We start from the raw sequence: 15,514 nt of genomic DNA on the forward strand, positions 1-15,514 counted from the left end.
TGATGTTTTGCGTATGGGGGCTCTGGTAGAGCAATCTTTTCGACTCAGCCATCAAGCGCTCTTTGAGCGCAATCTCGAGACTGCCCAACATCTTGCCTCTCTTGATAAGCGCATTGATGGCTACTATCACCAAATTGAGATGGAATGTGTCACGCTAATGGCTCTGCAATCTCCCGTTGCCCAAGATTTACGACTGCTGAGTGCCTTTATGCAACTGGTAAGAGACTTAGAGCGCATTGGTGATTATGCTGAAGACCTGGGAGAACTATCAATAAAGCTGTTTCCTTATCCACCCCATCCCTGTATGCCAGAGGTGGAACTGATGTCTCATCATGCCCAAGCGATGCTGGCAACAAGTTTGAAAGCCCTAGCAGATTTAGATGCCATTGCTGGGCAAACGGTCAAAAAGCTGGACGATACAGTAGACGATGCTTATGACCAACTTTATCAAACCTTGGCCAGTCAGCGGGATATCAAGGGTGTTGTTGAACCAATTCTTTTACTAGGACTAGTGATTCGCCATTTAGAACGAATGGCTGACCATGCTACCAATATTGGTCAACGAGTCTCTTATATTGTCACTGGTCAACGTTCAGGAGTTACTCCTGGCCGTTAGGTTCACGACTATAGCAATCTGATCTGAGTTTTTACATACCATAACAAACCAAGAGGGCAACAATGGGTAAGAATTTGCTCCCCTTGCTTGTTGACGTTGCAATTAGGATTGCTATATCATAGCCTAGCCAAATAATATGCTAGCCCTAAACATAAAAGCCTTCTTCTTAACCTGACTATTACCAAAGCCTTACCTCCCCTTCAACCTCAACCGGTATGATCTAGACCGCACAGACAGCTATTGCTCCGTTGCTTCAAAAGATTGGTATCGTGCGTCACTACAATCGAATATTTTTATCGAAAAGCTAGCTCCCCTGAGCACAAAAAAAATGATATGCTACTTCAGAGTTGTCCTATAACTAACGAATTTTGGTGGTTGTAGGAAAAAGATGCGGACTGCGTTGAGTCCAATAGTGTCGTCTATTAGGTGTGAGGTTGATTGACAACTTATGTCAACAGTTTTTTGGAATACTATCAAGTATAGTCCCGCTTTGCTAGGGGCTTCGCTGCTGGTCGCTAACAGTGCCTATGGTGCTCCCAGCCTTGAGGAATCTTCTACTGAAACTCAAGTGGCTCCACAAGAGCTAACGGTTGCTCAGGCGACCAGTGAGTCTAACTCGGAAATCCTACAACAAATCAATATCTACAACAACGAGGGCACGAATGTAAATTCGATCGACCAGGTCACCAGTGTTTCCCAACTGCGGGACGTATCTCCTGGTGACTGGGCTTATGAAGCTCTGCGCTCTCTGGTAGAACGCTATGGCTGTATTGCTGGTTATCCTAACCGCACATTCCGTGGAAACCGGGCAACTACCCGTTATGAATTTGCAGCTGGTTTGAATGCTTGCTTGAACCAGATTGAGCGGTTAATTGCGGCGAGCACCGCTGATTTTATTACCAGGGAAGACTTGGAAACCCTGCAACGGCTGATTCAAGAGTTTGAAGCCGAATTGGCTACCCTAGGGGCAAGGGTGGATAACCTAGAAGGTCGAGTAGCGTTCCTAGAAGACCATCAGTTCTCTACCACCACCAAACTAAAAGGGGAGGTTCTGTTTACCTTCGCTGGTGCCTTTGGGGAAGAACAAGCTGATGGTAGTGGGGATGATATTGATGAAAACATTACCTTCAGCAACCGGGTACGTTTGAACTTCGATACCAGCTTCACCGGTAAAGACCGGTTGAGAACTCGTTTGCAGGCAGGAAACTTTACAAGTCTCGCTGGTGTGACTGGTACCGACATGGCTCGCTTGGGTCATGATGCCGGTGGTGGCAACGATGTTGAGATTAATGACTTGTACTACCGTTTCCCCATTGGTAAGAAATTCAGGGGTTATGTGGGAACCACTGGCCTGGACTTGGATAACATTTTCAACCCGACCAACCCCTTCCTGGCAAGCAGTGGCAGTGGTGCCTTATCCCGGTTTAACCGCCGTAACCCCCTAACCCTTCGCGGAGCAGAGGGAGCTGGTGCCGGTTTCAGCTATAAATTTAGTAATGCGGTGAAACTATCAGTACTTTATTTGGCTGATGATGGTGATGCGCCTAATCCTGGCGAGGGCTTAGGATTGTTCAATGGTTCCTATAGTGCTGGTGCTGAACTGGCTATCTCCCCCATTGATAACTTGGATTTATCTTTGATCTACGTCCGTAGCCACCAACGAGAAGGGGATATCAATCTTTCCGGTAGCACTGGTAGTTCCCTGGCTAAGCGCCCCTTCGGCAACGCCGTGCCTACCTCAGCTAATCGCTTTGGAGCACAAGCCAGTCTTCGCCTGAGCTCACAAATTCACCTAGGCGGTTGGTTTGGTTATATTGATGCGATCGCTGAAGATGATAATGGTACGGTGGAAGAAGGTGACAATGCTGACATTGTCACTTGGGCAGCTAACCTGTCTTTCGTGGATTTAGGCAAAGAGGGAGCTGTGTTTAGTATTGCCGGGGGTATGCCACCTAAGGCTACGGAAATTGATGGGGGTGACGAAGATGAGGATACGTCCTACCTGATTGAGGCACAGTACAAATTCCCGATTAGCAAGAACATCCTGATTACTCCAGGAGCCTACGTGATTTTCAATCCTAATCACGATGATGACAATGATACGATTTGGGTTGGAGCGATCCGTACCACCTTTAAGTTCTAGGTAAAAATTCTAAGTAAAAATTATAAGGTTTGCTATCAGCTATCAGTTGTAAGTTATCAGCTGATAGCTGACTAGTTTAGGAGAAAGCTTTACTTGCCCTTCAACCTCACCCCTATAATCGCACTTCGCACAGACCCCATTGCTCTGTTGGTTAGTTCAACTGCTATCGTAAGTGACTAAAATCGAGGATGAGTATCTTTCTCGAAAAATCACAAAAAAATGATATGCTAATCCAGAGTTGTCCTATAACTAACGAATTTTAGTGGTTGTAGGAAAAACTTGCGGACTGCGTTGAGTCCAAGAGTGTTGTCTACTAGGTGTGAGGTTGATTGACAACTGATGTCAACAGTTTTTTGGAATACGATCAAATATAGTCCAGCTTTGCTAGGGGCTTCGCTGCTGGTGGCTAACAGTGCCTATGGTGCTCCCAGCCTTGAGGAATCTTCTACTGAAACTCAAGTGGCTCCACAAGAGCTAACCGTTGCTCAGGCGACCAGTGAGTCTAACTCGGAAGTTCTACAACAAATCAATATCTACAACAACGAAGGCACAAATGTAGATGAGCTAGACCAGGTCACCAGTGTTTCTCAACTGCGGGATGTATCTCCTGGTGACTGGGCCTATGAAGCTTTGCGCTCTCTGGTAGAACGGTATGGTTGTATTGCTGGTTATCCTAACCGCACATTCCGTGGAAACCGGGCAACTACTCGTTATGAGTTTGCAGCTGGTTTGAATGCTTGCTTGAACCAAATTGAGCGGTTAATTGCGGCTAGCACGGCAGATTTTATTACCCGGGAAGACCTGGAAACCCTGCAACGGCTGATTCAGGAGTTTGAAGCAGAATTGGCTACCCTAGGGGCACGGGTGGATAACTTAGAAGGTCGAGTAGCTTTCCTAGAAGACCATCAGTTCTCTACCACCACCAAACTAAAAGGGGAGGTGATCTTTACCTTCGCTGGTGCCTTTGGAGAAGAACAAGCTGATGGTAGTGGGGATGGCATTGATGAAAACATTACCTTCAGCAACCGGGTACGTTTGAACTTAAATACCAGCTTCACCGGGAAAGACCGGTTGAGAATTCGTTTGGAGGCAGGAAACTTTACTCAACTCAGTGATGTGACCGGTACCGACATGGCTCGCTTGGGTCATGATGCGGATAGTGGCAACGATGTTGAAATTCCTGACGTGTTCTACCGTTTCCCCATTGGTACAAAAACCACGGCTTATGTGGGAACATCTGGGCTGGCCTTGGATGACCCTTTTGACCCGACGAACCCCTTCCTGGAAAGCAGTGGCACTGGTGGCTTATCGCGGTTTGTCCGCCGCAACCCCGTAACCCTTCGCGGACCAGAGGGGGCTGGTGCCGGTTTAACCTATGAATTTAGTGATGCGGTGAATCTATCACTACTTTATCTAGCTGATGATGGCGATGCGCCTAGTCCTGCCCAAGGAGATGGATTGTTCAATGGTGCCTATAGCGCTGGCGCTCAATTGGGGATTTCCCCCATTGATAACTTGGAGATATCTTTGACCTACGTCCGTAGCTACCAGCCAGGAGAGGATGTGAATCTTTCCGGTAGCACTGGTAGTGACTTGGCCAAGCAACCCTTTGGGGAGACGGCTACCTCTGCTAATCGCTTTGGAGCACAAGCTAGTCTTCGCCTGAACTCACAAATTCACCTAGGCGGTTGGTTTGGTTATGTTGATGCTCAAGCAGAAGATGATAATGGTGCGGTGGAAGAAGGTGACAATGCTGAAATCTTAACTTGGTCAGCTAACCTGTCTTTCCTAGATTTAGGCAAAGAGGGAGCTGTGCTGAGTTTTGCGGGAGGTGTGCCACCTAAGGCTACCGACATTGATGGTGCTGATGAAGATGATGATACTTCTTACCTGATTGAGGCACAGTACAAATTCCCGATTAGCCAGAACATCACGATTACTCCAGGAGCCTACGTGATTTTTAATCCTAATCACGATGATGACAATGATACGATTTGGGTTGGAGCGATCCGTACCACCTTTAGATTCTAGGGTTTTAATTCTAGGTGTTGCTATCAGCTATTAGCTGTTAGTTATCTGCAGATAGTGCGTCGGGTGCGTTAGGGACCTGCTACCCATCATTTTCACCGTCGTCAGGGTTGGGATAGCTTGTCCCGTAACGCACCACCAGCTCTAAAAGCCATCTTGCTTTAGTAAAAATTATCCCGACTTCTCTTGGAGGTGCAACATTTAACCTATCTAAACCTACTCAGTAGCAGGAATGACCTGTATAGCACCAGGAGAAAACCTGGTGGTTGTTGCCGACAAGGCACGAATCATTATGTTTCGTGCGCCATTCCAGTCCCTTGGTAACGAAAAATCACATTTTGGACATTGGAATTTTTTATTTCCACCTAGTTTTTCATGGATATGTCCACAACTTGGACAAGTTTTACTGGTGTAAGACTCATTAACCAAGACTACCTTTACATCACTACGTTCTGCCATCTGAACTAAGTGTTGACGAAATCTGTAATGACTCCAGGTAAGCAGATTACGAGCTGTTTTCTTGTTTAATTTCCTAGCTGACTTTACTACCATTGCAGAAGTCGTAAACGTTGGCAAAAATATCAGTTTGTAGTTATTAACAAGAAAAGAGGCTGATTTATTATGGCAATCTTTAATTAAATCTTGGATTTTTTGGCGTAATCGATGGGCAGCTTTTCTCATTGCTGCGCTTTGGCGCACGCTTCGCGAACGTCTCTGGCGTTTGGCCGAGCTTAAGTCAATGCGACTCATCAGCTGATCTAGTTGATAACAAAGTCTCTGAATTCTGCCAATATCACCATAACCTATTTCTACATAAGTTTCACCATCAAAACCGGTAATAAATGTTCTAACGCCTGGGTCTAAAGCTATTACTTTATTCTCTTCTGTAGGGATAGGTTCAATATATTCTGGAAAAATCCCGTACCATTTACCTTTAATCCATACTAACTGAGTTCCATATATGCATTCTTCAGGGAAACCTTGAGGTGAACGATAACACAAGCCTTTTACTTTTGTTGGGTACCAGCATTTTTTTTTAAAGTCTCCTGCTTTAAATTTAATAACTTGGCTTGTTTCTCGACAAGATTTAAATTTAACAGAACCCTGATTGGCTTTTGCTTGCTTGAAACTATCAATTGCATCGGCTACTGCTTCTTGTAATTGATGACCTGGAAGTTGTTTTACCCAATCTGCTCTATCAACTTTTCTCGCTAGTTTTTGTAAATCATAAGCACTACCTTGATAACCATTTTTAAGCATGGCTACTGACCAATTATAGATCCAACGATAAGCATTAAGCCAAGTTTTCCAAACTTTATGGAGTTCTTTAGACGGAAACACCCTGATCTTTGAGACACTGTTGGGTGTCAACTTCACCGTCTGATTCCGAGGTTTTTTCTTGTACCGCTTTCGTGACTTGTTTTTGGTATTTTCGGAGTCCGTAAAGCCTAGCAGAGAAACAGTGGAGGATGGACAAGATATCTTCGACGAGTTCTTGCTCTGGGGATAATTTACGTTCATTGAGAACCAAGAGTTTAACTCCACTTTTTTGGCACAACCATTCAAGTAACGGAAATCCAAATCGGACTGCTCTATCTGGGTATGCAATGACAAATGCCGAGATATCAGAGCTGTATATTCGTTCCAATATTTTGATAAACTTTCGCCGTTTAAAATTGAGTCCCGATCCAACTTCTGAAATAACTTCAGCGTTTGGGTATTTTGACCGTAAAAATTCAGCTTGTCTATCAAGGTCGTCTCGTTGGGAATGTGTAGAGACTCTTGCATAAGCGACAATGGGCTTACTCTGCGGGTCTTGTCCTTGAACACAAAACCTTCTTTGATTCCCTTGAGTCCTGATGCTGTCAAGTCTTCCGTCTTTATCCCATCTCCTGAGTGTTGTAATGGAGACACCGTAATATTCGGCTGCCTCTTTTGGGGTGACATATTTTTTCATAACGGCTTAACCTTTACAAATCTATAATAGCAGATTTGTAAAGGTATGACGAGGTTTGATAAGATTAAATGCTAATAGTTACACCTCGGGGTTTTTGTGTTTCAGTATCAAAATGCTAATATTTACCCAAGACTGAGGTAACAGGTGCTCTCTATGAATGTCATAAAAATAGGGTCATTTCTATCATTGGGCATTATATTCGCACTAACTGGTAATCGGGTTAGCGCCCTGCCTGGTCAGAGGACTGATCAAGTTGCTGCATGGATTAACGGTCACCCCACTCTACGACCTGGTATTGGAGATGGCTTAGTAGTTCGCAAAAGTGATACGGCTGGGGAACGATTTACTTTTCAAGCCACTGTCTTGCCTCCTGGTAGCATCTCTTATCCAAAAGACCGGAGTACAATTCGCAGTGAACGCATTGCTATCCATGACCAAGTTAATGGGGTAACCATCGAACGCCTGGAGGAATCCCTGCGCACTGTCTATGGCCCACAGATTTATCGGGATTACAATAGCGCTGAGTTTGTATACACCTATCCTTCTCCAGAAATCTTAGAGTTATCACGGCGACAAAACCTACCACTGTGGTCAGCTGAGCAGGGTCAACTCTTGTTAGGAGAACAATACGCTTATTGGATAGAAATAACTAAAAATGATAGCGGTAAGGCTTTCAATGGGCAACTTACGGTTTTCCTAAAAGAGGATTTAGGGAAACTAGAAACAGAATTGCGGGGACGGTAGGTGAGTATTAATAAGAAGGGAGTAGGGAGTAGGGAGTAGGGAGTAGGGAGTAGGGAGTTTGGGGGGCAAGATTACTATAAGAACCCCATCTTTTATATATATATTTATTTGGCATTCCTTGATTCAGCAACACCCGATCTTTGCCTATAACCGCCTCAAGCTTAGCGGCGCGAGCAGCACCTGTCGGGAAAAAGGGCACTATTCGCGATCGCGTCCGCTAGAGCACCCTAGTTAGGAAGAGATGGGATGATGCAGCCAAGGTGCATCCACACCATAATCTTAAGATGCGTTTGCCCTGTGGATATGGCTCTTGCGAAAATACGGTCGCTCAATTCTAATTGGTCAGTTACACTAATCATTTTTTGCTTAAGATCGAGGAATAAGCCAATACAACGGTTTATTTCTAACTAGGGTTTTCTGAAGTTGGATTAAATAATTCCCACAATCCAACAAACCCGACAAAAAACGTATAAATGCCATAGGTTATAGGATTTTTATCACAACTGTCAGCTTTAAAACCAGCGATTACACCTTCAATTAAATGGGAGATTAAAATGAAACTTCCTAGCCACAAGGCATAATAGAGGTTACTTGGTAGAGAGCCATGGGTTAACTGTAAATAAGTATACCAAATTTCTAGACCTAAAGCGCAAGTAATTAAAATAGTAGATGTTATTTTAATTAGATCAAATAATTGCTTTTTCATGCTCAGATTATCCTGCTTTTAAACCCAGACTATAAACTATTTTACCTATGTTACTCTGATATAGACTCCCCATCCTCTAATTAAAGTAGGGTGGGCAAAGTTCAATTATATAAAATACTCAAAACAACCAAACTCCTTTTGCCCACCCTACAAGCTAGTGCTATTAAAAAAAATTAGTACTAAGAACGGCGAGGTACTAAGTTCAGCAAAACATCAGCAATAGCCTGGGAAATTGGTAAGCCAGGGCAAAGCTCAAGCCAGAAGAATTCTCCCACTGGATTGACCTCAAGAAATACATGGCGACCATCGGGAGTTAGAATAATATCAATCGCGCCATAGTTCAAGCCAAAGTAATCCATTAGCTTCAGCAACTTTTCTTCCAGATCTTGGGGCAGCTGATAGGGCTGCCAAGCGTTTAGGGAATCAACGCCCCGTCGCCGCCAGTCGTAACGAGCACCTGGAAACTGTTGAGAGTCTATCGAAGCAGTAAACACTTGCTTACCTAAAATTGTGGTTCGTAACTCTAGGGTCTTAGGGAGATGTTCCTGAAAGGTCATTGGACAGAACCTTAATCCATCCAAGTTGTCCAAATCTTCTGCTTTGACAGGATTGGTAAACACTACCTGCTCCTCTCCCTGCTGATCATAGATGGCAAAGGATGAGAGCATCTTGGTGATTATACCTGACTCACATTCTTTGGCAAATTCCACCACTGCTGCGGGATTATTGGTGGTCAGGTTAAGGGGAGTATCTATCCCGAGTTCCCGTGCTACTTTTAGCTGTAACTGCTTATTTTTGGCTTGCTCAACCACAGGAACCCGATCCAAGTGAAAGCCATCGATACTGGCAATCATACCTTGGATAGTTACACGAGATTCTTGTACAGAGGCTTGCCGCATTTGCGGATCCATGGTGCTGGGAATTCTTGCTCCCATGGCAATGCGCCGATACCAAACTGCTGAGACCTCCTGCAAATCTAGCTTTTCTTCCTCAGACTTTAGGATTAGCCTTTCTTTATTCTTACCGTCTCTATTCTTACCGTAATAGACATCTAATTGGACTTCCGTGGGAAATCGGTCAGTGTCAAACCGAAAGGCTTTCCCCCCTTTTTCTTCAATGGCTTTTACCACTAGGGGAATGCTTTCGTTGTCTTGGCTATGGGTAATAATTAAAACTGTCATTGTTAATAATAAAGGGAATCGGGAATCGGGAATCGGGAATCGGGAATCGGGAATCGGGAGTAGGGAGTAGGGAGTAGGGAGTAGGGAATAGGGAGTAGGGAATAGGGAGTAGGGTAAATAAAATTATTAAGTATTATTCCAAAAGGAAAAATAAAATTTTTCCATATTTAATTATTCCCAATTAATACCCTAAACTCAAAAAAAATAAATAAATTAGATATTGCACCATTAAACATTAGATATTGAATAGATTAAAACAGGTAATAGCAAACATAAATAAATCATCATAATTTATAGTAATTTTATTGTTTATTTTATTATGATTTACATGATGATTTTTGACTATGTATCCTTAATAATAGGGGGATATTATTGCCTATTGCCTATTGCCTGTTGCCTATTGCCTATTGCCTATTGCCTCTTGCCTTTTGCCTCTTGCCTTTTGCCTTTTGCCTTAATTGACAACTTCAGACAATAAGGCATCTGCGATCGCATCAGAAATGGGGTAACCCAAATCTCGCTCTAGCATGCCCCATTCGCCAGTGGGGTTAACTTCTAGGAAGACATACTCCCCGTCTGGGGTAACAATCATATCAATCGCACCATAGGTTAGTCCCAACTTTGCCATCAAAGCATTCAGGCCATGGGCAACCTCACTGGGCAATTGATCAGGTTCCCAAGCACAATCCTCGGGTTTAGCAGAGCGCCAATCCATCGTTGTTGCAGAATACCGAGAAGCATCGAGAGCTCCTACAAATAGATTTCCCGCCACGAATGTTATTCGCAACTCTCGCTGTTTAGGAATCTCCTCTTGGAATACCATGGGGCTATAGCGCAACATTTCTGCCTCTTGGAGGTCTTCTTCTTTGACAATGCTGGTATATAGGAAAAAAGAAGAAGCTTCCATACTATAGGAAAGAGGAGTAAGCAACTTAGCCACCATCTTTCCTTCAACCTCCGCGAAGAAACCCCGCATCCGATCTGGATTATTCGTGACCAGAGTGCGGGGGACGAGCAGACCAACTTCATTAGCAATTCTGAGTTGACGTGGTTTGTTTTCTGCCTCTCGGATTCGTTCTAACCTATCTACCCAACGAGCATGGTTGAGATTATCTAAGAAACCATCAATGGTTGCTAATGATTCCCTAACGCAAGCGTCTTGGAATTGGGGAGCTAAGTTTGGGCTGACTTGTGGATGCCAGAGTCGTCGCATCCAAACCCCCTGCACGTCTTCGGTTGTAATCGACTGTCCACTATAGTCTATGTGGTAACTAAGTCCTTCGCTACTGATCCCAGCTGCCAGTTGCACCTTAGTGGGAAATTGATCTGTATCGAAGCGAAAGGGTTTAGCCCCTCGTTTTGATAGGGCTTCCGCTACTCTATCAATAGTGAAGTAATCACCACTGTGGGTTATTAATAGGATTATATCACGGGATCGGTTCATATACCTAAATGGTGAAGAATAAATAACGGTTCAATACATAACACTCAGCCCAAAGCTAATCGCTGAGGGCTGATCGCGGGTTTAAAAAGCTCAGTTTACGCAAAGCGAGAAATAGTATCGGTAATTATTTCAACTACCCCTTCCTAATCGAGTACCCTAATCGAGTACACCCTTGGGAAGGGGATTGTGTCTACAGTCCACCTCCAATCTAAGTACCGAGATAGGTATAGCCTTTGGCAATCCCCTCAGTCTAGAGTTTTGGTTTCATCCTGGGACACATCAGGGACGGTTGAAAGTCGCCCCGTCCTCTCAAAGTCTTGCCTCAAGAGGAGCGTTCTCAGTGCGATATTCTTGGCTCCGACTAAATCAGCATGTAGTTTGTATTCACAAGCCATGCAATCAAAATCTAATCCATTATTGGGTCGATTGGCTTTACTGGTGTGACCACAACGGGGACATGACTGGGAGGTAAAATCAGCATCAACTCTAATCGCTAAAGCGCCACCCAAAACAGCTTTATAGTCAATGAAGTAATGTAACTTAGTAAACTCCCAAATCCTTTTATTTTTATGGGCTTGACAGTTTTTTTTAGATGGTTCATGCTTTAGTTTTATTGGCTTAATTTTATCACGATTATGGGTGATATTTTCTAGACCAATCAATGAGCCAGGAATCACTACACGTTTGGCAATACAGTGATTAATATCAGCGTTAAACCGTCTCTCTCGTTTTGACAAGACTTTCAAGCGTCTGGTAGCCGAACGAGTGCCTTTTTGCTGTAGAGTTTTTTTCGTTTTATAATAACGATTAGCTCTATGAATTACTGACTTGCCAGAAAAGAAACCAGGTGTGTTATTCGTATCAAACGTTACTGCTAGATAGCGCTGACCTACATCGACACCAACAACACGTTTGATTGCTTCAGGTTTAATATCGGGTAGCTCCAACTCTAAGCTTACTAGTAAATAGTAAGTCTTGGTTGTTTCAGCATAGCAAATTATTGCTGTACCTATTTTGGCTATACCTGAATGAATCAAGTCTAAGTGTTTTTGATATCCGGAGTAGTCAACTTTTATACGACCTTCTAAGGTAACTAGGCTAGCTTTACCTTTAACAAACGAGTAGTCACGCTTGTAACTAAACGTACAAGTTCGAGCTATGAATTTAGGAGGGGTATCTAACCCTTTGTACCGCTTGTTGGTAATTCCAGATTTTAAGTGAGTAGCATTACGCTCTACTTTCATCCAGAGATTTTTATAGATTGCAGCTACCTGTCGAGGTACATTACATGCCATTTGGGCTGGTAACCTAAAGCGTTCTCGAATGTCGTAGTAAACCTGCTTTTGTAACTTAGCTGCATAGGAAATTTTGCCTTTTTCAAAGGCCAACTTCGATGTATAGTTCAAGGCATCACGATAGGCTAAAGTAACTGCACGAAGCTTTTCCTTTTGCTCTGGTGTGCAGTTCAACTTCAGCTTTGCTGTAATTACCTGCTGCATCTAATTCTTGACCTTTGTTAATTGTGTTATAGCAGTTCTAAATAACGCTATAGTCAACCAGACACGATATTACTTCTGGGGAGCATCTTCCTCATCAGAAGGGAACTTCAGGGTCACAATTTGACCACCGCCACCATCTTCTTGATCCGATGGGTACTTCCGTGTCATCGCAATTGGACCACCGCCACCCTCTTCGTGATCTGAGGGATACTTTTTAGTCAAGGCTGGACCACCACCACCCTCTTCGTGATCTGAGGGATACTTGCGGGTAAAGCATCCGGCACCATCTTCAAAATCAGAGGGGAACTTCTCTGTGAACGCAAATCCGCGACCGCCTCTAACATCATCCATTTCCTCTTCAGATAGCTCTTCGCACCATTGTCCTTCTAGGTAGCGAGCAAAAAAGGGAACTGCTTGGGAATTTTCTTCTGGTTTTTCCATATTAGACATGGCTTTAAACTCCTAGTGGATAAATAAGATGTGGGGAAATAGGATATAGGATGTGGCTAACTGATGTGCTTAACTATGAATATATCTATCAATAGACACAGAATAGATACAACACATAGATACAACAAATAGACACAACTATTTCCGTATAAATCTATTACAAGCCATGCCCCCCTAGCTGTAACGCCAAATTGGCGAAAATTTTTAATTAATTCTTGAAACCTAATATAACTTCTTCATCATTATCCGATGGGTACTTCAGAGTCAAAAATCTCAGGGGGTGACAAGCGCTCTTTAAAATATTACAGGGGTTAGGTTTTAGGGGTTAGGTGTTAGGTAAAATTGCCCTTGCGGGTGGATTGATTAAAACTATCATTGACGTTGTATGGTGAAAATTGCTTCAATTGCTGGGAAATACAAATGACACCGATGCGCTGATTTTACCCAACACCTAAAACCTAAAACCCAACACCTATATAGTTTTGAGCTTTGTTGTCACCCCGTGAGAAAGGCGATTCTGAGTCTACTCTTCGGGATATCCGGATATCTCCATCTTGTTAATCTGGGAGACACAGGAAATTATTGAGTTTTTCAGGCATTTATTCAAAATTCTATAGAAGGAAGTCCATTATGGCCATAAGTTGGGATTTTGAATTAAATTTTGGATTAAAAAAAATAACCTTTCCCTTAATTAACTGACCATGGATCACTAATCTCAGAATTAACAGACCATGGATCACTAATCTCAGGTATTTCCATAGCTTGTCGTCTGTCTTGCTGCTGTTGAATCCGATCGAGAGTACCAGTGGGAATAGAAGCAATCAGCTGACGAGTATAATCCTGCTGGGGCTCTCGATAAATACTGTCAGCGGGACCAATTTCTTCTATTTTGCCCTGGTTCATTACCATAATGCGATCGCTCATGAATTTGACTACACTCAAGTCATGGGAAATGAATATATAGGTTAACCCGAAATCCTCCTGCAATTGTTTCAGCAAATTCAGGACCTGTGCCTGTACGGAAACATCTAGAGCGGAAACGGATTCATCACAAATGATAAACTTAGGATTAAGAGCGAGTGCCCTAGCAATACATACCCGCTGGCGCTGACCTCCAGAAAATTCGTGAGGATAGCGATTCATCCAGTCAGGATTTAAATCTACTCGCTCCAACAACTCAGCCACGCGATCGCGTTTTTCCTTACTATTACCCCCAATATCATGAATCAATAGGGGTTCCATCACTGCTTCCCCAATCTTTAGTCGTGGGTCGAGGGAACTAAAGGGATTCTGAAACACAATTTGCATTTCACGGCGTAATTGCCGTAAACCCATACCCTTGATTGTGGTAATCTCTTTACCATCAAAGTGTACTTCTCCACTCATTGGTTCAATCAAGCGGAGCAATGTTCGTGCCAAGGTAGATTTGCCACAACCGGATTCTCCTACTAACCCCAAGGTTTCACTGGGATAAACATCAAAAGATACTCCATTGACTGCCATGAGATAGCGTTTTGTCCCGCCAAATATGCCTCGAATGGGAAAGCCTACCTGTAAGTTACTAACTGAAACTAATGGTGGTTTGCTTGTTCGCGTAGCGTGGCCTTTTGGCCAAGGTTGGGAGGTTGAAGGTTGGGAGGTTGAAGGGTTGAAGGTTAAAGGTTGTTCGCCTTTAGCGTTCGAGTAGGGTAGGTTATCTGAGGAAGTTTGAAGCTGGAACCGGTCAACATTCAACCCTTTTGATTTTTCTCGGATTACCTGTTCTCCATTAGGAGTAGTTACCACCTCCATGAAGTCAGAAACAGTTGGTAGGTATGTTACAGTTTGGTCGAGAGTTGGGCGACAAGCCAATAATCCTTTGGTGTAGGGATGGTTTGGTTCAGAGAAAATTTTCCAGACATCACCCCTTTCCACAATTTTGCCTTGGTACATCACCGCTACGCTGTCAGCAATTTCCGCAATTACCCCTAAGTCGTGGGTAATAAAAATCATGGACATCCCTCGGGTATCCCGTAACTCCCTGAGCAAATCCAGAATGGTTGCCTGTACGGTAACATCGAGAGCAGTAGTGGGTTCATCAGCAATCAACACATCAGGGTTACAAGAAATTGCGATCGCAATCATGACCCGCTGCAATTGACCACCAGACAGTTCATGGGGATAGCGCTTTAAAATTTCCCGTTTTTGCTGGTTAATGTGGCGATTAATTAGCCGTTCCCCCGGTATAGCTTGACCAGGGTTCTCCCGACGGAATTCCTCTAGAAAAGTCTCCCTCAATTGTTGGTCGCTAGGGAGTAGCTTCACCTCTTGAAGACGAGCCATGGCTTGACGCCTTGCTTCTTTTAGGGAAACATCCTGGTGTTGCAGAATGGCTTCTGTCAGTTGAAACCCACAGGTATACACTGGGTTAAGGGAAGTCATCGGTTCTTGGAAAATCATTGAGATTTGACCACCCCGGTAGGACTGTTTTTGATCAGGACTCACCCCTAGTAAATCCACCCCTTTTGCCCGAGTTGAGGGTCGGAAATAAATCTCGCCATTGGTAACCTTACCAGGATAGGGGATCAAACCCATTATGGCCAAAGACGTGACTGATTTCCCAGAACCTGACTCCCCCACAATTCCTAGGGTTTGTCCTCGACGCAGTTGAAAGTCAATGCTGTCAACGGCTGTGACCTGTTTTACATCGGTTTGGAATTGGACTTTCAGATTACGGACGTCAAGAACATTGTCAGTCATGGCATTC

Annotated in this window: 13 protein-coding genes; 4 read left to right on the forward strand and 9 right to left on the reverse strand. The window is 43.8% G+C overall.

Going from position 1 to position 15,514, the window contains the following annotated elements; all coding sequences use genetic code 11:
- From phoU to F6K52_RS04945, 3 genes are all read left to right on the forward strand, one after another.
- Positions 1-616 (forward strand): phosphate signaling complex protein PhoU (phoU, locus tag F6K52_RS04935; protein WP_293074864.1); only part of this gene is annotated, 616 nt, incomplete at its 5' end.
- A gap of 448 nt (positions 617-1,064) precedes the next feature.
- Complete coding sequence (locus tag F6K52_RS04940; RefSeq protein ID WP_293074867.1) at positions 1,065-2,759, forward strand: iron uptake porin; 1,695 nt, start codon at positions 1,065-1,067, stop codon at positions 2,757-2,759.
- 339 nt (positions 2,760-3,098) lie between these two features.
- Complete coding sequence (locus F6K52_RS04945; RefSeq protein WP_293074870.1) at positions 3,099-4,790, forward strand: iron uptake porin; 1,692 nt, start codon at positions 3,099-3,101, stop codon at positions 4,788-4,790.
- Positions 4,791-5,003: 213 nt separating this feature from the next.
- Here F6K52_RS04945 and F6K52_RS04950 read toward each other — a convergent pair whose 3' ends face one another.
- Together F6K52_RS04950 and F6K52_RS04955 are read right to left on the reverse strand one after the other, a co-directional pair.
- Positions 5,004-6,164, reverse strand: a complete 1,161-nt coding sequence (locus tag F6K52_RS04950) for a transposase (RefSeq protein ID WP_293074873.1) — start codon at positions 6,162-6,164, stop codon at positions 5,004-5,006.
- Entirely contained in the window at positions 6,115-6,744 is a 630-nt protein-coding gene (locus F6K52_RS04955) for an IS607 family transposase (RefSeq protein WP_293074876.1), read from the reverse strand. Before F6K52_RS04955 ends, F6K52_RS04950 begins: the two co-directional genes overlap by 50 nt.
- 153 nt (positions 6,745-6,897) lie before the next feature.
- On the opposite strand from F6K52_RS04955, the gene F6K52_RS04960 reads away from it, so the two are divergent.
- A complete protein-coding gene (locus tag F6K52_RS04960) occupies positions 6,898-7,488 on the forward strand; it encodes a hypothetical protein (RefSeq protein WP_293074879.1) in 591 nt (196 codons plus the stop codon).
- Positions 7,489-7,495: 7 nt separating this feature from the next.
- Here F6K52_RS04960 and F6K52_RS04965 read toward each other — a convergent pair whose 3' ends face one another.
- The 7 genes from F6K52_RS04965 to F6K52_RS04995 all read right to left on the reverse strand — a co-directional run bounded on the left by F6K52_RS04965 (position 7,496) and on the right by F6K52_RS04995 (position 15,507).
- Positions 7,496-7,687 carry a hypothetical protein gene (locus F6K52_RS04965; protein ID WP_293074882.1) on the reverse strand — a complete coding sequence of 64 codons (192 nt, stop codon included), beginning with the start codon at positions 7,685-7,687 and terminating at the stop codon, positions 7,496-7,498.
- A 204-nt stretch (positions 7,688-7,891) separates the two neighbouring features.
- A complete protein-coding gene (locus tag F6K52_RS04970; protein ID WP_293074886.1) occupies positions 7,892-8,194 on the reverse strand; it encodes a hypothetical protein in 303 nt (100 codons plus the stop codon).
- Positions 8,195-8,373: 179 nt separating this feature from the next.
- On the reverse strand, positions 8,374-9,375 hold the full coding sequence (locus tag F6K52_RS04975; RefSeq protein ID WP_293074889.1) for an MvdD family ATP-grasp ribosomal peptide maturase: 1,002 nt from the start codon (positions 9,373-9,375) through the stop codon (positions 8,374-8,376).
- Positions 9,376-9,829: 454 nt separating this feature from the next.
- The gene (locus F6K52_RS04980) at positions 9,830-10,819 is read right to left on the reverse strand and encodes an MvdC family ATP-grasp ribosomal peptide maturase (RefSeq protein ID WP_293074891.1); all 990 of its coding nucleotides are present in this window, start codon (positions 10,817-10,819) and stop codon (positions 9,830-9,832) included.
- 245 nt (positions 10,820-11,064) lie between these two features.
- A complete protein-coding gene (locus tag F6K52_RS04985; RefSeq protein WP_293074893.1) occupies positions 11,065-12,318 on the reverse strand; it encodes a transposase in 1,254 nt (417 codons plus the stop codon).
- 69 nt (positions 12,319-12,387) lie between these two features.
- Positions 12,388-12,768, reverse strand: coding sequence for a microviridin/marinostatin family tricyclic proteinase inhibitor (locus F6K52_RS04990; protein ID WP_293074897.1), 381 nt, complete (start codon positions 12,766-12,768; stop codon positions 12,388-12,390).
- A gap of 687 nt (positions 12,769-13,455) precedes the next feature.
- A complete protein-coding gene (locus F6K52_RS04995; protein ID WP_293074900.1) occupies positions 13,456-15,507 on the reverse strand; it encodes an ABC transporter ATP-binding protein in 2,052 nt (683 codons plus the stop codon).
- Between the last annotated feature and the right edge of the window lie 7 nt (positions 15,508-15,514).

Origin of the sequence: Moorena sp. SIO3H5 (assembly GCF_010692395.1) — a bacterium.
Lineage (GTDB): Bacteria > Cyanobacteriota > Cyanobacteriia > Cyanobacteriales > Coleofasciculaceae > Moorena.